This window comes from Anaerosacchariphilus hominis (assembly GCF_014290175.1).
GTDB classification, from domain to species: Bacteria; Bacillota; Clostridia; order Lachnospirales; family Lachnospiraceae; genus Laedolimicola; species Laedolimicola hominis.
On record NZ_JACOOR010000001.1, the window covers coordinates 508,204 to 525,408 of the forward strand.

At 54.6% G+C, this 17,205-nt stretch carries 13 protein-coding genes; 2 read left to right on the plus strand and 11 right to left on the minus strand.

The window, feature by feature from the left end; all coding sequences use genetic code 11:
• Window positions 1–27 precede the first annotated feature (27 nt).
• Both H8S44_RS02380 and H8S44_RS02385 read right to left on the minus strand, forming a co-directional pair.
• A complete protein-coding gene (locus tag H8S44_RS02380) occupies window positions 28–942 on the minus strand; it encodes an NAD(P)-dependent oxidoreductase (protein WP_186872673.1) in 915 nt (304 codons plus the stop codon).
• On the minus strand, window positions 908–2,941 hold the full coding sequence (locus H8S44_RS02385) for an alkaline phosphatase family protein (RefSeq protein ID WP_186872672.1): 2,034 nt from the start codon (window positions 2,939–2,941) through the stop codon (window positions 908–910). Before H8S44_RS02385 ends, H8S44_RS02380 begins: the two co-directional genes overlap by 35 nt.
• Before the next feature lie 369 nt (window positions 2,942–3,310).
• Here H8S44_RS02385 and H8S44_RS02390 point away from each other — a divergent pair, with 369 nt between their 5' ends.
• Window positions 3,311–4,339, plus strand: a complete 1,029-nt coding sequence (locus H8S44_RS02390; protein ID WP_186872671.1) for a LacI family DNA-binding transcriptional regulator — start codon at window positions 3,311–3,313, stop codon at window positions 4,337–4,339.
• Window positions 4,340–4,485: 146 nt separating this feature from the next.
• Here H8S44_RS02390 and H8S44_RS02395 read toward each other — a convergent pair whose 3' ends face one another.
• From H8S44_RS02395 to H8S44_RS02415, 5 genes are all read right to left on the minus strand, one after another.
• Complete coding sequence (locus H8S44_RS02395; RefSeq protein WP_186872670.1) at window positions 4,486–5,976, minus strand: phospho-sugar mutase; 1,491 nt, start codon at window positions 5,974–5,976, stop codon at window positions 4,486–4,488.
• Window positions 5,977–5,992: 16 nt separating this feature from the next.
• Window positions 5,993–6,817, minus strand: a complete 825-nt coding sequence (locus H8S44_RS02400) for a class I mannose-6-phosphate isomerase (protein WP_186872669.1) — start codon at window positions 6,815–6,817, stop codon at window positions 5,993–5,995.
• Window positions 6,818–6,906: 89 nt separating this feature from the next.
• Window positions 6,907–7,893 (minus strand): GDP-L-fucose synthase family protein, encoded by a 987-nt coding sequence (locus tag H8S44_RS02405; protein ID WP_186872997.1) that lies wholly within the window; start codon window positions 7,891–7,893, stop codon window positions 6,907–6,909.
• A 25-nt stretch (window positions 7,894–7,918) separates the two neighbouring features.
• Entirely contained in the window at window positions 7,919–8,986 is a 1,068-nt protein-coding gene (gmd, locus tag H8S44_RS02410; RefSeq protein WP_186872668.1) for a GDP-mannose 4,6-dehydratase, read from the minus strand.
• 16 nt (window positions 8,987–9,002) lie between these two features.
• Window positions 9,003–10,364 (minus strand): sugar phosphate nucleotidyltransferase, encoded by a 1,362-nt coding sequence (locus H8S44_RS02415; protein ID WP_186872667.1) that lies wholly within the window; start codon window positions 10,362–10,364, stop codon window positions 9,003–9,005.
• A 204-nt stretch (window positions 10,365–10,568) separates the two neighbouring features.
• Between H8S44_RS02415 and H8S44_RS02420 the strand changes: the two genes are divergently transcribed.
• Window positions 10,569–11,438, plus strand: a complete 870-nt coding sequence (locus H8S44_RS02420; protein WP_186872666.1) for a helix-turn-helix transcriptional regulator — start codon at window positions 10,569–10,571, stop codon at window positions 11,436–11,438.
• A 341-nt stretch (window positions 11,439–11,779) separates the two neighbouring features.
• Here H8S44_RS02420 and ftsH read toward each other — a convergent pair whose 3' ends face one another.
• From ftsH to H8S44_RS02440, 4 genes are all read right to left on the minus strand, one after another.
• Window positions 11,780–13,627 (minus strand): ATP-dependent zinc metalloprotease FtsH, encoded by a 1,848-nt coding sequence (gene ftsH, locus H8S44_RS02425; protein WP_186872665.1) that lies wholly within the window; start codon window positions 13,625–13,627, stop codon window positions 11,780–11,782.
• Window positions 13,628–13,695: 68 nt separating this feature from the next.
• Window positions 13,696–14,223, minus strand: coding sequence for a hypoxanthine phosphoribosyltransferase (gene hpt, locus H8S44_RS02430; RefSeq protein WP_186872664.1), 528 nt, complete (start codon window positions 14,221–14,223; stop codon window positions 13,696–13,698).
• Window positions 14,216–15,613 (minus strand): tRNA lysidine(34) synthetase TilS, encoded by a 1,398-nt coding sequence (gene tilS, locus H8S44_RS02435; RefSeq protein WP_186872663.1) that lies wholly within the window; start codon window positions 15,611–15,613, stop codon window positions 14,216–14,218. Before tilS ends, hpt begins: the two co-directional genes overlap by 8 nt.
• A gap of 87 nt (window positions 15,614–15,700) precedes the next feature.
• Complete coding sequence (locus H8S44_RS02440; protein ID WP_186872662.1) at window positions 15,701–17,086, minus strand: SpoIIE family protein phosphatase; 1,386 nt, start codon at window positions 17,084–17,086, stop codon at window positions 15,701–15,703.
• Window positions 17,087–17,205 lie beyond the last annotated feature (119 nt).

The following is a 17,205-nucleotide window of genomic DNA, read 5'->3' on the forward strand; positions in this document are numbered from 1 at the left end:
GTTTTGTTCTGTGATTAATACTATTGTTTATGCTAATTTGTCGTAATGTCTGCTGAAAATCTTATACAGCGCACTGGTGTCCTGCATGCCCAGTCCCTCTGCATGGGCGATCTCGTTGTACAGCTGTACGGTTCCCGCGATGACGGAGGGTGCGTCGGAATCCTTGGTCATCTGAAGGGCCAGCTTGGCGTCCTTCAGAAGCAGGTCTACGGTGAAGGCCGGTGTATCAAAGGCATCGTTTACGATACTCTTTCCCACCTCCCGGAACAGGCCGCTGACGGTGGCTGCCGAGGAGCTTGCTACGGTATCATAAAATACCTTTTTGTCGATGCCTACGTGATCGCAGATAGCCATAACCTCGGAGCTGATGGCATTGATGCAGGAGAACATCAGCTGATTCAGCAGCTTCAGAGCGTTTCCTGCGCCGTGGTCTCCTACGGGAATCGCGTCGGAGGCGAAGGTCAGAAGCGCCGGTTTTACCTTCTCCAGAGCTTCCGGATTGCCGCCGGTGGGAAGCATCCATTTTCCGGTGGCGGAGGGCCGTCCCAGAATGGGGCAGTCCAGATATGCCGCTCCGGTCTCCTCCACTCCCGCCGCGTTCTTGCGGGTGGTGGCCGGGTCTACGGTACTGGTATCCACTACCACATGGTCAGAGGTAAGTCCTTTTTTCAGGCCGTCTTCCCCGAACAGAACCTCTTCCAGTTGCACCGGGCCTGGCAGTGACATGATAATCACAGATGCGGCCTTCGCCAGCTCTTCCGGTGTGGCTGCGATTTCAGCTCCCATCTCTTTCGCGCCTTCTGCCGCCGCCGGGAATTTGTCATAAGCTACTACTTTGAAACCGCCGTCCAGCATGCTCTTCAGCATGCACTTACCCATGCGTCCGCAGCCTACCAGACCTACCTTCTCAATCGGTTTGTTCGATCCGGTCCAAGATGTCATAAAGAACTCCTCCTTCCGCGTCCTTGGGGACGTCGATGTCTAATATCTTTGAAACTGTGGGCGCCACATCGATGATGCGGGCCGGGAACTTCCGCTCGTACTGGGGTACGCCGGGTCCTACCATCAGCATACATGCATGCATATCATGCAATGTGGGTTCTGCCAGATGTACGCCGGTGAAGTTACCGCATACTGCGGAATAGTCCATGTTGTTTTCTTTCATTACATCCTCTACCAGTTCCGGGAAGTTCCGGCACAGGGTAGCCGCCTCGTAAAGCTCCTTATTGGCGATCACACGCTCGGAGCCGTCGCGGTATTTAACTACGGAACGATAGATGAACGGATGGGACATGTAGCCCGGGTTCCATGCGTAAAGCACGTCGCCGACTCTCTCATATCCGGGTCCTTCGTAGATGCCGAGCCGTCCTGCTTCTTTCTTCTTCAACGCGTAGGCTACCACGTTCTTTCCGGTCTCCGGATCCCGCATGCTCATCAGGCAATTGATGATCTCTTCCTGCACCTTTTCATAATCCTCCGGCTCTACGATACCGTGGGGATCGCGGCCCTTCAGGTTTACGAAGATGTGTGCGTGACAGGGCTCCAGAGGATGACATTTGGTGTGTTCCCAATCGATGGACAGGTTCGACGGATCGTCGGTGCTTAAGTCCAGCTTGTACTTCAGAAGTCCCGCTCTGGAAAGATGCTCTTTCACGAAGGGGTTCCAGTCCAGATGAGTCATGCCATGATCGGAAATCAGGATGACGTATGTATTATCCAGGTCTACCTTCTCCAGAATCTTGCCGATGTTATCGTCTACCTGGCGGTAAACCTCGCGAATCATGTGCCAGCAGAAGGGAGCCGTCTTTTCGTTGTATACTCTTGCTGTGGGCTCGATGCCTGCGTACAGCGCGTGCTCGATATGGTCGATGGTTCCTACCCAGGAGAATGCGAAATCCCATTCCTTATTCTCCAGAATGTAGCTGGTGGCGTTGCCCCACCAGTTGGCATGCAGTCCCAGCTGCTCCAGATACAGGTCAGAGGTCATCCAGCCGTCCATGAAAGCCCAGGGGTCATCTACTTCCATGTAGGTTCCGGCTACTGCCTCCACCTCTTTGCTTAAGGAAGCCGGTACGGAATAGGACTCTGCCATGTTAATAGCGCTCTGATACAGCTTGAAGTCCTTGCCGTCCTTACTGAGCTCCAGGATCTGGAAGCGGAATCTTCCGTCTCTCTGGTAGTCCTTCGCCTTGAAGTTCTTGGTAATCCAGGGACCGTAATCTCCCTGGGCGATATCGGTGATGGCCTTGGATGCGTCCTTGCTCTCGGAAATCAGCATCCTGTCGTAGCCTTCCTCCGTGGTGGCGTATACCAGAACCTGCATCTTGTAACCCTCCACGTAGGTGGGCGGTACGGTAATCTCGAACTCCAGACAGGGTTTCTTGCTCTCCGGCAGATTCGTCCAGCCTTCAGCCGGCTTTGTCTCCAGCCGTACGGCACGTCCCGGAATCTGGTTGCAGTGCAGCAGCTTATTGGAGAAGCATGCGCTGGAGGCCACATCCCACAGCGGCATGAAGAAGTAGCGGAACGGCGGGTTCAGGGAACCTGCCAGCTGACATCCGTCCTTCTCGTCGATGGCTCCCATAGGGAATGTCTCAGGCCAGTTAATCAACGCAACTTTCTTTCCCATCTTCTTTGCCACATCCCAGAGGGTCTCGCAGAGAACCTCATTCCGGTCAAAGGATGTATGCCACTGGTCCAGTTCCCATCCGGGATGCTTTACCATCAGACTGGGAACTCCATTAGTTCCAGAACCGGCGCCGCTTACGATAGCCGTCCACGCAGCTGCGGTCAAAGGCGGAAATACGGTCTCCAGTCTGGAAAAGATTCCCTGGTTCATCAGCTTCGCTGTGTTCGGCATGCTTCCTTCTTGCACAAATTTTTTGACTAAATCAGGCATGGCCGCATCCAATCCAAGGAACAAGATTTTCTTATCTTTCACAATGAAACCTCCTCACTTTGTTAATTTTTTGTTTAATATTGCCGTTCTTGATGGTTTTATCATACCCCCCCCCGAGGGATCTTGGCAATACTTTTTTACGCAAACGTTTGCTTTTTTGTGCATTTACTACAATTTGGTTTTATGCTATAGTCAGATTAAGGAAATTCTGATCCATTATATGTATATGGGTTTGGCAATAGAATACGGGTGTCAAAAAGGTGCTTCGCACCAACGCCGCACAATATATGGTATTGCGGGCTTGCCCGCAAATACATATATTTGTGGCGTTATGCCCCGAAGGGGCTTTTGGCACCCACGATCCAGCCTATGGGGCTTATGATAGAATCATATCTGTGAGGAGGGCAACCTATGACGTTAAAAGATATTGCAGCGGAAGCCGGGGTCTCCATATCCACCGTCTCCCGCGTTATCAACAATACCGATACGAAAGCGGCCAGTCCACAGGTGCGGGAGCGCATCTGGGAAATCGTCCGGCGCACCGGATATATCCCCAACCATTCCGCCCAGACCCTGAAGCTGGGCCACTACGAGCCTCCGGTCACCAACCGCTCCCTGTCCTGTCTCTATGCCCGTACTCCGGACGCCCCCGATAATCCTTTTTTCCAGACCATCGCCAAAAGCGCTGAAGTGGAAGCCTACCGGCAGGACTATTTTCTCAAGTCCTCGCTAACGCCCTTCAATGTAAATAACGAAGAGACCTATCGGCTGATTCAACGGGATACCAACGGCGTAGTGGTGCTGGGCCGCTGTGATAAGCCCACTCTGAAATTTCTGAAGCAGTACTGCCATAATGTGATTTACACCGGCCTGAACCCCCTGGACGCCAAATATGATCAGGTACTTTGCGACGGCTACGAGGCCACCCTGCTGGCTCTGGATTATCTGAGGGCGCTGGGCCACCAGTATATCGGTTATGTGGGCGAGATCGAGGAGGAGAACCGTTACCGGGCCTACTGTGATTTCATGAAGACCAGCACCGTATCCTTCGATCCCTCCTACCGGGTAGCCTCTCCTCTGACCTCCAGCGGAGGCTACGACGGGGCTATACAGCTTTTGCGTCAGCAGCAGAATCTTACCGCCATCTTCTGCGGAGACGATATCGCCGCTGTGGGCGTCCTGCGGGCAGTCCGCGACTTTGGCCTGCGGGTGCCGGAGGATATCTCCGTCATCAGCATTGATGACATCGAAACCTCCCAGTATCTGTCTCCCATGCTTACCACCGTCCATGTGCCCATGGAGGAAATGGGGACCGTGGCGGCCAAGATTCTCATTGACCGCATCAACGGAGGACATACCCTTCCCATGCAAATCAAGTTACCCTTCTATCTGGCCAAACGGGAGAGTTGCGCGCCGCCCAGGAAGATAGCAGTTATATGAATGTGTAACTTTTGGATTTAAATTTTTAGGATCAGAAAAGGACTTTCAGAAATAACATCATTTCCGAAAGTCCTTTTCTATTTTTCTGCTATTTTTCGCTGCTTTCCATCAACTCCACCCACGCTTCCCGCGTGAAATGCCGGATGTTACAGCTTTTTCTCTGTATACACCTTGATCTTCGGCTCCGTGCCTGATGGACGAATCACAGCTTCGCTGCCGTCCTCCATCCACATCTGAAGTACATTGGAGGCCGTAAGACCGTCGATGCCATCCCTGTAGTCCTTATAACGCACTACCTTTGCGCCGCCGAACTTCATACCCTCGGGGCTTTGCAATCCCTCCCGTATCTCCGCCATCCGCTTATCTGCCTCGCTGCCGCTGAACTCATAGGTCTTTAATGTGGTCTCGTAATGTCCGTACTTGGCGTACAGCTCTTCCAGAGCATCCCAGAGGGTCCTGCCCTCCGCTTTATAGGTATCCGCCATCTCGCAGAGCAGCATGGCCGCGCCTACGGCATCCTTGTCCCGTACATAGCTGCCGATGAGGTAGCCGCAGCTTTCCTCAAAGCCGAATACATAGCGATCCACTTCGCCCTTCTCCTCCAGCTTCCCGATCTGCTCACCCACATACTTGAAGCCGGTCAGCGTCTCGATCACCTCTGCATCGTACTCCCGCGCGATCTGATCTACCATGGATGTGCTCACAATGGTACGAATGATCACCGGATGTTCCGGCAGGGTTCCTGCTGCCTTTCTGCACCGGAGGATGTACTCCAATAAAAGAACGCCCACTTCATTGCCGTTCAGGCGCTCGTAGTGATCGCCCTTCTTTGCTACCACTCCCAGACGGTCGCTGTCGGGATCTGTGGCAATCATCAAATCCGCGTCGGTCTTCTCGCACCACTCCAGGCCGATTTTCAGTGCGTCCTGGGACTCCGGATTCGGATAGGGGCAGGTGGGGAAGTCACCGTTGGGCTTCGCCTGCTCGGTGACAATATGCAGATCCCTGATACCGATGTATTTCAGGATACTGGATACCGGAATGAGGCCTGCGCCGTACAGAGGCGTGTAGACCACCTTCAGGTCGGAGGTCAGCTCCTTTTTGGTACGCTTGCGGATGATGGCCGCCAGGAAGGCCTTCAGGGTCTTCTCGTCGATGAGCACGATCTGTCCCTCTTCCACATACTCTTCGAAGGTCTTTCCCCCTGCTGCCTGGCTCTTATCCGCCTTCCGGATATGCTCCTGGATCCGGTCTGCCGCTTCGTTTGTCACCTGGCAGCCGTCGGAGCCATATACCTTGTAGCCGTTATATTCTCTGGGGTTATGGGAGGCCGTCACCACGATTCCCACGGTAGTCTTCAGATGACGCACCGCAAAGGACAGGGTGGGAGTGGGCATCAGTTTCGGGTAGATATAGGCCTTGCAGCCCTTCATGGCCAGCACCCGGGCCGCCTCTCTGGCAAACTCCTCCGAATGATTCCGGCTGTCGTAGGCCAAGGCCACACTGGGCTTTTCGCTCTGCTCCATGGCGTAATCCGCCACGCCCAGAGTCGCCTCCTGTATGGTCTCCAGATTCAGATGATCCGGTCCCGGGCCCATGGTAGCCCGCAAACCGCCTGTTCCAAATTTCAGATTCATATCCGATACCTCTCTTTCACTCTGCCGTCGAGCAGAGTAACTGCAGTTTTCCTTTGATCTCATAGGCTCCTGTTTCTTTGGGCAGGTAAATGCTGTCCCCGGCCTGAAGACGGATTGTTCCCGCTTCATGGGTCAGCTCTCCTTCTCCCTCCAGAATCAGAAGAGACTGAAAGCCCTTTTCCGTGCTGCAGAACAGGCTTTCCTCTATCTCGTATAATTGTACCACAAAATACGGACATTGCACTAACAAAGTTCTGGAATAACCGTTTTTTTGAATCCGGGAACCCATGGGACGGTGACCTGCCAGAGGAGGCATGAAGCCCGCCACCAGAGCGGCCTTCTCGATGTGGAGCGGACGCTTTTCATGATTCGCGTCCTCCCGGTTATAGTCATAGACCCGGTAGGTCACATCGGAACTCTGCTGGATCTCCGCCACGGTGATACCTGCGCCGATAGCATGAAGAAGGCCCGCCGGGATATAAAACACATCGCCTTTTTTCACGGGTATCTTCCGGCACACCTCCAGAATGGTCTGGTTTTTAATCCGCTTGCGGAACTCGTCCTCGGAGATCTTATGCTTCAGTCCGTAATAAAGATATGCGCCGGGCTCGCAATCCAGTACATACCACATCTCGGTTTTTCCGTTTTTGTGCTCCTCCTCCCGGGCGAACTCATCCCCGGGATGGACCTGCACCGACAGAGCCTCCCGGGCCTTGATGATCTTGATAAGAAGGGGCACCTGCTCCATGCCCTCGTTGAGCCAGGACAGCATCCAGTCCTCGGTTCCCCAGATATATTCTTTTCGGATGGGCGTCAGCTTCTGCGGCTGTGTAAATGCCATGGCGGTTCCTTCCCTTCGTTTTTGTGTTCCTATCCTCTGTATTTCGTATGGGGCGGGCTTTCTGCCCGCCCCATTTTTCTACACTTTATTTACCGCTGGGCGAAGTCTCCGGTCTCGTAGCGCTCGCAGAACCATTCATAGGTCTGACGCAGCCCCGTCTCCAGATCGATCTTCGGCTCCCAGCCGGTGGCCTTAATGCGGCTGATATCCGTCAGCTTCCGCGGGGTTCCGTCGGGCTTGGTGGGATCCATGACGATTTCGCCCTCGTATCCGGTAACCTTTTTCACCAGCTCTGCCAACTCCCGGATGGTGACCTCTTTTCCATAACCCACATTAAAGAAGTCGTCTCCGTCGTAGTGGTCCATCAGATACAGGCAGGCGTCCGCCAGATCGTCCACGTTCAGGAACTCCCGCAAGGGCTTTCCGCTGCCCCAGACGGTAACAGTGGGCGCGTGATGAATCTTTGCCTCATGAAATTTCCGGATCAGAGCCGGGAGTACATGGGAGTTTTCCAGGGCGAAGTTGTCGTTGATACCGTAAAGGTTGCAGGGCATGACGCTGATATAATGGGTGCCATACTGGCGGTTGTAGAAGGCACACATCTTCAGGCCCGCGATCTTTGCCAGGGCGTAGGCCTCGTTGGTCTTCTCCAGATAACCGCTCAAGAGGTACTCCTCCCTGATGGGCTGGGGGCAGTCTCTTGGGTAGATGCAAGAGCTTCCCAGGAACAACAGCTTCTGCACCTGATTCTTATAAGCCGCGTCAATGACGTTGGTCTCGATCTGCAGATTCTTCATGATGAAATCTGCCGGGTAGGTGTCGTTGGCATGGATGCCGCCCACCTTGGCCGCAGCCAGGATCACGTAATCCGGCTTCTCCTCCGCGAAAAAGGCCTCCACGTCCGCCTGACGGGTCAGATCCAGTTCCGCATGAGTGCGGGTTATGATATTTTTGAAGCCTGCCTTTTCCAGGCAGCGCACCAGTCCGCTTCCCACCAGGCCTCTGTGACCCGCTACATAGATTTTTTTACTGCGGTCGAGGGGTTCGACTGCCTGTGTATTCTTTTTCTCTGTCATTTTATTCACGCTTTCTTATTCTCTTCTACTTCAGTACGCCTGCGGTATCGGACTTCTTCACCAGTTCCATGTCGTGCTCGGTCATGATTTTTACCAGCTCGTCAAAAGAAGTCTTTCTCGGGTTCCAGCCCAGGGTCTCCTTTGCCTTGGTGGGATCGCCCAGAAGTAAATCCACCTCTGCGGGACGGAAGAACTCGGGGGATACTTCCACCAGCACCCGTCCGGTAGCCACGTCGATACCCTTCTCGTCCACGCCTTCGCCTTCCCAGCGAAGCTGAATGCCTGCATGGGCGAAAGCCGCCTCCGTGAACTCACGGACAGTCCGGGTCTCGCCTGTGGCGATGACAAAGTCCTCCGGAATGTCATGCTGGAGAATCATCCACATGCACTCCACATAGTCCCTGGCATAGCCCCAGTCGCGCTTGGCGTTCAGGTTGCCCAGGTACAGCTTCTCCTGTCGGCCTGCCAGGATGTTGGCTACCGCCAATGTGATCTTTCTGGTCACGAAGGTCTCTCCACGGCGCTCGGACTCATGATTGAACAGGATACCATTTACCGCAAACATGCCATAGGCCTCCCGATAATGCTTGGTAATCCAGTAGCCGTATAGTTTTGCCACCGCATAAGGAGAACGGGGATGAAAGGGTGTTGTCTCCTTCTGAGGAATCTCCTCTACCTTACCGAACAGCTCGGAAGTGGATGCCTGATAGATTCTCGTGGTCTTTGCCAAACCCGCGATGCGGACTGCCTCCAGCACACGCAGGACGCCGATACCGTCCGCATTGGCGGTATATTCAGGCTCCTCGAAGGATACAGCCACATGGGACTGGGCTGCCAGGTTATAGATTTCGTCCGGCTTGATCTCCAGCATCAGACGTACCAGATTCATGGAATCGGTCATATCGCCGTAGACCAGATGCAGGCCGTCTCCCTTTGCTTCCCGCTCCTTTAACAGGTGCTCGATACGCTCCGCGGTGTTGGTAGACCCGCGACGGAAAAGGCCGTATACCTCATAGCCCTTCTCCAGCAGCAGTTCTGCCAGATAGGAGCCGTCCTGTCCTGTGATTCCTGTGATTAACGCTGTCTTTTTCATCTTCATTCTCCTCTGTTTATAAAATATGGCTCAGTTCGATTTCATCCCAGTTAAAGGTGATCCGGTTAATATCGTCGCTTCCGGTACTGGTTCCCACATGAATCTCGATATACTCGAAATCACGGAAGGCCTTTACCGCATGGCGCTGGTTCTTTCGGATGCACACGGCCTTGCCCTGGCTTAAGGGAATCTTCGTTCCCTCCAGAATCAGCTCTCCGGTTCCGCTTAACACGGTCCAGATCTCATCCCGGTACTGGTGATAGTGATAGCTGGAGGTCATACCGTCGTAAATGTGAATCTTCCGGGTCAATGTGGCCTTGCCCTGGGACTCCGTATCGTCCAGGGTCTCCAGGGTTCCCCATCTGCGCTCCTCGAACATGGGACGAGAGCTGAATCCGGAAGCAATCTCCTTTACTCTGGCAGTCTGGTTCTTGTCCGTCACCAGGATGCCGTCCTGGGAAGCTACCACCACCAGGTCCCGAGTTCCCATGACTGCCACGGGCATCTTCAGCTCGTTGATGACCTGGGTGTTCTCGCAGGTCTCGTCCAATACCACGTTTCCGATAGTGTCGGTGCTCATCTGGTCCGCCAGGGCATCCCAGGTACCCAGATCCTTCCAGAAGCCGCGGAACTCCACAGCCGCCAGATGCTCCGCCTTTTCCAGTACCTCGTAGTCGAAGCTGATCTTCGGAAGCTTCTCATAGGATGCGCACAGCCCCTGGTAATCCTCGGGCACGCCGTATTTCTTTGCCCGCTCCAGGATATCGCCGATGCGGACGCAGAACACGCCGCAATTCCACAGGGCTCCCTGCTCCATGAGTTTTTCTGCCTGCTCCTCGTCGGGCTTCTCCGCAAAGCCCCGGACCTCCATCCAGCCCTCTTTCTTCTCTCCCGGAAGGATGTAGCCGTACTTGGTGGCCGGATAGCTGGGCGCAGCACCCATGAGACCCACCTCTGCGCCGGATACCTTCATGACCTGTTCCAGTTTCTTTACAGTCTCAAAGTAGGCGCTCTCCGTATAGGGATCCACCGGCATGATGGCCGCGTAGTCCTCCGCAGAGGCTCCGCCGCAGCTGTGAAGCCAGGCGCAGGAAACCAGCACTGCCGCAAAGGTATCTCTCCGGCCCGGCTCCACCGCGATTTTCGCGTCCTGTACCTGGCTTTTGATCAGCTCCACCTGCTCACCTCCGGCGGTAATCACCGCATTCCCGGCGATACCAGCCTCCTGTAACTGATCCCAGACACGCTGAAGCATGGAACAGTGCTCCATGGAATTCGTTTCCTTATTTACTACCTTCAAATACTGTTTCGGCCTCGCGTCATTGGACAGGGGCCAGAGCCGCTTTCCGGACCCGCCCGATAAGAGTACATAGTACATAGCTTCATCCCTTTTCTTTTTTATTTTCTATATAAGTATTTTATTGTCTATTGCTTTTGCAAGTATATACCTGTATATTATGATTATCAAGTGATGATATTGCCATAATCCAGTATTATATTGCTGTTCACTTTTTCAGCCCGCCTGCTTTGCGCCGGTCCCGGACCAAGGGAGGAACATGCTTTCAGAAAGGAAATAAAGACCATGAAAAACTATTTTGACAAGTTCCCTGACTCCTATGTGGCCAGCTCCCGCCGGATGATCCAGACCCCCGGAGCCTTTGCCCGCTCCGCCTTCTTCTATGTGCAGGAGACTGGCTATCTGAAGCTGAAGGAAAGTCATGTGGCACGCCGGAAGAACCTGGAATCCTTCCTGGTGGTGCTGGTACTCTCCGGCAGCGGCGTCCTCATGTACGACGAAAAGCTCTATAGCCTGCGGAAGGGCTCCTGTTTCTTCATCGACTGCATGGTCCCTTACTACCACCAGAGCAGCCAGACGGATCCCTGGGAACTGGTCTGGGTTCATTTCAACGGGGCCACCTCCCGGGAGTACTACCGCTATTTTTCTTCCATCAGCGCCCCGGCCTTTGAGCCCCACAGCTTTCCGGAACTGCGGCTGAAACTGGACAGTCTGCTGGACGCCAATACAGTCTCCGACTTCCAGGCGGAGATCACTTCTTCCCGTCTCATTGTAGATATTCTTTCCATTTTGCTGCAGGACATTACAGAATCCCGGGAGGAAAATCATCCCGGCCGTCTGAAGATGACGGAGATCCGGGCCTATCTGGATGAACACTATACGGAAAAGTTCTCCCTGGAGCAGCTCTCAGAGCAGTTTTTTATCAGCAAATACCATTTGTCCCGGGAATTTCACCAGTACTACGGGATCACCCTGAACCAGTACGTCATCGCCCGCCGCCTGACCCGTGCCAAGAAGCTGCTGCGCTTCTCCGACTTCTCCCTGGAGGAAATCGCCCGCAGCTGCGGCTTCTACGATGCCAGCTACCTGAACCGGCAGTTTAAGAATTCCGAAGGGGTCACGGCATCGGAGTTTCGGAAGAAGTGGATGAACTGACCGCCGCCCGGGGCAGTCTTATAAAACAAAAGCCCCGCGGCCGGAAGTTTCATGTCTTCCGGCCGCGGGGCCTGTTTTGTTTGCGATGTTCTCTGTAAAGTGAAACAGACAGCTCGCGCTGTCTGTTTCAGGAGAAGGTATTTCTTTTTACTTATGGGGTGTAGCAAAAACTATATAATGTATTGGGGGTTTTACAAGTATTATTATATCATAAAGTCGCGATAAGTGTGCACAAACTTCACAAAATCTTCTGCTTCTTTTTGTCAAATATGCACAACAGGATTCCGTCACAATGACGGAATCCCGGTTTTCCACTTGCCTTTTATGCACCCAGCACGGCTTTACAGCCCTGCCACGTTCTTTTCCTGACGATTTTCCTCATGGAACAGCGCCTCGAACTCTTCCCGGGAGATCTTTTCTTTTTCCAGGAGCAGGGCTGCGGCTGCGTCCAGGACGTCGCGGTGCTCCATGATGATGGACTTCGCCTTGTCGTAGCACTCGTCCACGATACGCTTCACCTCAGAATCGATCTTGCCGGCCACATTCTCACCATAACCCTTCGTGTGCCCGAAGTCCCGTCCGATGAAGACTTCCTCATCAGAATCGTAGCTTACCAGGCCCAGTTCCTCGGACATGCCGTACTTGGTGACCATGGCCCGGGCTACCCGGGTGGCCTGCTTGATATCCTGGGAAGCGCCGGTGGTGATATCGTCGAAGATCAGTTCCTCAGCGATGCGGCCGCCCAGGGATACCTCGATATCCTGGAGCATCTTGCCCCGGGTATTGAACATCTCATCCTTCTCAGGCAAAGGCATGGTATAGCCTGCCGCGCCCACGCCCGTAGGAATGATGGACACGCTGTATACAGGGCCCACATCCGGCAGCACATGGAACAGAATGGCATGGCCTGCCTCATGGTACGCAGTGATACGCTTCTCCTTCTCGGAGACGATGCGGCTCTTCTTCTCAGCGCCGATCCCTACCTTGACAAAGGACTTACGGATATCCGCCTGGGTGATATAGGGACGGTTGTCCTTGGCTGCCAGGATGGCCGCCTCGTTCATCAGGTTCTCCAAATCCGCTCCGGTCATGCCTGCGGTGGTCTGGGCGATCTGCTTCAGATCCACGTCCTCCGCCAGGGGCTTGTTCTTGGCATGTACCTGCAGAATCTCTTCTCTGCCCCGCACATCCGGTCTGCCCACCATGATCTTCCGGTCGAAACGGCCGGGACGGAGGATGGCCGGATCCAGGATATCCACACGGTTGGTCGCCGCCATGACAATGATACCCTCGTTCACACCGAAACCGTCCATCTCCACCAACAGCTGGTTCAGGGTCTGCTCACGCTCATCGTGGCCGCCGCCCATACCGCTGCCGCGGCGTCTGGCTACCGCGTCGATCTCATCAATAAATACGATGCAGGGACTGTTCTTCTTGGCATCCGCGAACAGGTCGCGGACACGGGAAGCACCCACACCGACGAACATTTCCACAAAGTCCGAACCGGAAATACTAAAGAAGGGAACGCCCGCTTCTCCTGCCACTGCCTTGGCCAACAGGGTCTTACCGGTTCCGGGAGGGCCCTCCAGCAGTACGCCCTTAGGGATACGGGCTCCCACCTGGGTGTATTTCTGGGGAAGCTTCAGAAAGTCCACAATCTCCCGCAGCTCCTCCTTCTCCTCCTGCAGACCTGCCACGTTCTTAAAGGTGGTGTTGATCTGTTCCTGGGTGGTCATTCTGGCCCGGCTCCGGCCAAAATCCATCATCTTTCCGCCGCCACCGCCGCCGTTTGCCTGACGGTTCATCAGCAGCATGACCACGACCACTGCCACCACAGCTGCCAGAATGGGGCTGCCTATAGACGTCAGCCAGTCGTTGGTACTGACGGAAGCGAAGGCCACGCTCACCTGATACTGCTCCAGCAGGTCTCTGGCCTCCGTGGTGTCCGGCACGTTCACATCCTGACGGGATCCGTCCTTCAGGGTCAGCTGCACCGTTCCGGTGGGCGTCGCCTCCGACTGGGTCACCACAGCGCTGACCACGCCGCCGTCCTCCACGACGGTTCTGAATTGTTCATAGGTATACAGGTTCTCCATACTCATTTTTCGCATATAGGAGCCGCAGATGATCAGAAGCAGCGCCAGGAATACGAAATAGGTACCGGAGATCCGGAATTGTCTGTTGTTCAAAGTAGGCTTCCTCCTCAAAAAAGATGAATCTGTGATATCGGACGTTCGGCCGCGCCATGGCCGAACTGTTAGTCGACAAACTCCAATACTCCAATATAAGGCAGATTCCTGTATTTCTGGTCGTAGTCCAGGCCGTAGCCCACCACGAACTCGTCCGGAATGGTGAATCCGGTGTACTCCACTTCCACGTCTACCACTCTGCGGGAGGGCTTATCCAGCAGGGTGCAGAGGGTCATGGTCTTCGGGTTCCGCTGGGACAGCAGCTTAACCAGATGACTCAGGGTTCTTCCGGAGTCAATGATATCTTCTACAATAATTACATTTTTATCCTGCAGCGGCTCGTCCAGATCCTTGCTCAGACGTACTACTCCACTGGACTTGGTCTCAGCGCCGTAACTGGACACCTGCATAAAATCAATAGTCACCGGCACGGTGATCCGCTTTGCCAGCTCGCACACAAAAAATACGCTTCCCTTCAGAATACAAATCAGGTGAACCTCTTCTCCTGCGAACCGCTGGCTGATCTTCTCGCCCAGCTCCTTGATCTTCGCGTCCACTTCCTCTTCCGGAATCATAACTCTGATTTTCTCAGCCATCTTCTTCTCCTCCATCTATCTGTACTTTTAACATGTTTACCGTGGTCTCCGTCACCTTGTATCCCTCGCTGATACGTCTTCCCGGAACCCAGAGAATATGCTCTCCGTCTGCCAGAAACCACATCTTATCCCGGTCTGCCGCCGGTATTTTTTCGTCTGTCAGATAAGCCTTCAGTTTTTTACGTCCGTGCTCCCTGTTGATTTCCAGATAATCCCCGGGCCTGCGCCCGCGGATCTCGGGACATTTTTTTATTTTATCATAGTCGAACCATTTCGTATATGTTTTTTGCGGAATAATTTGATCTTTTTCTGCTGGTTCCAGGGAAAAAGTCCACCGCTTTCCATCCGCCAGGCAGGTTCCCGGAATCTCCGGCCGGATACAACGCTCCACCCCGGATCCGGCAGATTCCGAAGCCCTTTTTTGCCGATACAGCCGGATCCCGCCGTACTCCCGGACAGCCCCTCTGCCTCCTGGCAGATCTGCCCGGCTTCCGCACTGCTTCTCCATCAGCTCCGCCAGGATCCGGATGTGAATCCGTTCCACGTCCTTCAGGCCGCCCAGAAATCCCATACAGCGGCGCAGTACCCGGCCCTGAATCAGGCTCTCTGTCTGCCGGAAAGGCGTCTCGAAGAGAAAACAGCCCTCATCCTCCTCCCGAACGCAGAGCCGGTACGCCCCCGCAGTGCGCTCCTCCAGATAGGCTTCGATCTCCGACAGCTCCGCCGCCGCTTCGGCCACATGACGGGCTGCATGGGCGTTCACCTGCTCCTCTGCCTCCCGCAGAATCCCGTGGCGGATCCGGTTCCGGGTATATTCCACCTCCCCGTTGGTGCTGTCCGTCCGCCAGGGGATATTCCTCTCCCGAAGCCAGACCAGAATCTCCTCCCGTTCCAGACAGAGCAGGGGCCGGATTACCTGATCCCGGACAGGCTCCATACCGGCCAGGCCCCGGATGCCGCTGCCGCGAAATAAGTGAAACAGTACCGTCTCCGCCTGATCATTGGCGTGGTGGGCCACGGCGATCCGGGCTCTCTCAGAACCTTCCGCTTCCTTTTCAAAGGCCTCATACCGGCACAGCCGACCAGCCTCTTCCAGGGTCAGGCGCTCCCTGGCCGCCCGCCCGGGCACATCAAAATCATATACCCGAAGGGGAATGCCCTCCTTTTCACAGAGCTTCTGCACAAAAACCTCGTCCGCCTCCGCCTCCGCTCCCCGGATGCCGTGATTCACATGCACAGCCAGAAGGTTTGCGCCCTTTTCCCGGCACAGCTCCTTTAGAAGATACAGCAGGCAGACCGAATCGGGGCCGCCGGATATGCCCGCCACGATCCGGTCTCCCGGCAGAATCATCTGATATTTTTCCACATAAGCCCTTACCCGTTCCTGCATACGCTTTCTCTCCTGTCCGCTTCTCGTTTCTCCGCTTTTCCGGTCTCGCGCCCGGTTCTTTCTCTGATTTTCAGTATACAGGATTTCTCAGTATTTGACCAGTCCCATGACCAGCACCGTCATATCGTCCGCCGGTTCCTTTCCGCTGTACTGGCGCACCCGGTTCAGGATGTAGGCCGCCAGCTCCGATGGATTCCCCGTGTCGTGCTCCAGAATGATATCCTTCATCATTTTCTCCTGATGGGCCGCCGGAAGGGCGTCCATGACCCCGTCTGTCACCATAATAACCATATCCCCGTCGTAAAGCTTCTTCCCACTGCAGTCCGGCTCCAGTTTATGGAAGACCCCGGCCGGAAGGCTGGTGGACGAGATGACTTCCACCCAGTTTTCCCTGCGGATAAAGGTGGTGGACGCGCCCACCTTCAAAAACTCGCAGACGCCGGTATACAGATCCAGGGAACTGATATCAATGGTGGAAAATACCTGGGCGTCCGAGCGCACGATCAGCGCTGAATTGATCATCCGTACCGCCGTCTCTTTGGAGAATCCCGCCTCCAGAAACTGCTCCAGCAGATCGATGACCATCTCGCTGTCCCGGTAGGCCGCCATGCCGGAGCCCATACCGTCGGACAGCGCCCCGATAAAACGGCCCTCCCTGCAATGATGCAGAGAAAAGTTATCTCCTGAAATCTCTTCCTTTCCCTTGACCGCCTTCTCCACACCGCAGAGCACCTGAAAGTTCGTCCGCTCCACAAAAAGCACCGTAATTTTCTCACTGCCCACAAAAGCCCTGCTGTCCCTGCCCGGCATCATGGCCTTTTTCATCAGCTTCGATAAGACGGCGGCGATCTCCTTCACGGACACGCAGCGTTTCTTTCTGGTACTGACGGTCAGATACACCTCCTGCCTGCGGTGTTCCTCCCGGTATACCAACACCGAATAAACCTTCAGTCCCATGCCCCGGAGCCGTTTTTCCAGAAAATCCTCCAGTTCCCCATCGGTCTGGGTTTCCCAGGCATGTTCCACGGTATCCGTCATAATATCCGCCATTTCATTGAGCTGCAGGGCCACCGCTGCCCGGTTTTCCTGAAGCCTGGTATTCCATAAGAGATTCATCCGTGCCGCCCCGTCCAGTTCCTCCGTCTGCTCCTGCCCGACTTCCCCGCCGGAAAAACTCCGGGCCAGATTCCGAAAGGCCGACCGGTACTCCTGTACCCGATTCATGGCCGGAAAGGGCGGCCTGTCCTGCTCCTCTTGCGGCAATGGTCTCAGAAGCCACGCCAAAATTCCTCCGCAGATCACCGTTAGGGAACATACCAGAATTCCCTGGGCCGCCCCCAGAAGAACGGCGTAGTCCCGCTCCATCTGTAAAAGTCCCATACCGATCTGCATGGCTGCCACACTGAATCCTGCCACCAGTCCGTACAGCCATCCATAGCCTTCTCCTCCGTGCTGTTCCATTTCTTTCTTCACTTTTTATGCCTCCTGATCCTCTGTGTGTGTCTGTGTGATTGGGAATTATAAAAGACCGGAAACAAATATTTTGTCAAATTCAGGAAGCGAATATACAGAGATTTCAGACAAAACCGGAC

What these genes read in the sequence shown, in the direction of transcription:
- H8S44_RS02380 (WP_186872673.1), bottom strand. Translation starts at nt 942, where the DNA reads ATGACATCTTGGACCGGATCGAACAAACCGATTGAGAAGGTAGGTCTG.
- H8S44_RS02405 (WP_186872997.1), bottom strand. Translation starts at nt 7,893, where the DNA reads ATGACAGAGAAAAAGAATACACAGGCAGTCGAACCCCTCGACCGCAGT.
- H8S44_RS02390 (WP_186872671.1), top strand. Translation starts at nt 3,311, where the DNA reads ATGACGTTAAAAGATATTGCAGCGGAAGCCGGGGTCTCCATATCCACC.
- H8S44_RS02395 (WP_186872670.1), bottom strand. Translation starts at nt 5,976, where the DNA reads ATGAATCTGAAATTTGGAACAGGCGGTTTGCGGGCTACCATGGGCCCG.
- hpt (WP_186872664.1), bottom strand. Translation starts at nt 14,223, where the DNA reads ATGGCTGAGAAAATCAGAGTTATGATTCCGGAAGAGGAAGTGGACGCG.
- H8S44_RS02400 (WP_186872669.1), bottom strand. Translation starts at nt 6,817, where the DNA reads ATGGCATTTACACAGCCGCAGAAGCTGACGCCCATCCGAAAAGAATAT.
- gmd (WP_186872668.1), bottom strand. Translation starts at nt 8,986, where the DNA reads ATGAAAAAGACAGCGTTAATCACAGGAATCACAGGACAGGACGGCTCC.
- H8S44_RS02415 (WP_186872667.1), bottom strand. Translation starts at nt 10,364, where the DNA reads ATGTACTATGTACTCTTATCGGGCGGGTCCGGAAAGCGGCTCTGGCCC.
- H8S44_RS02420 (WP_186872666.1), top strand. Translation starts at nt 10,569, where the DNA reads ATGAAAAACTATTTTGACAAGTTCCCTGACTCCTATGTGGCCAGCTCC.
- tilS (WP_186872663.1), bottom strand. Translation starts at nt 15,613, where the DNA reads ATGCAGGAACGGGTAAGGGCTTATGTGGAAAAATATCAGATGATTCTG.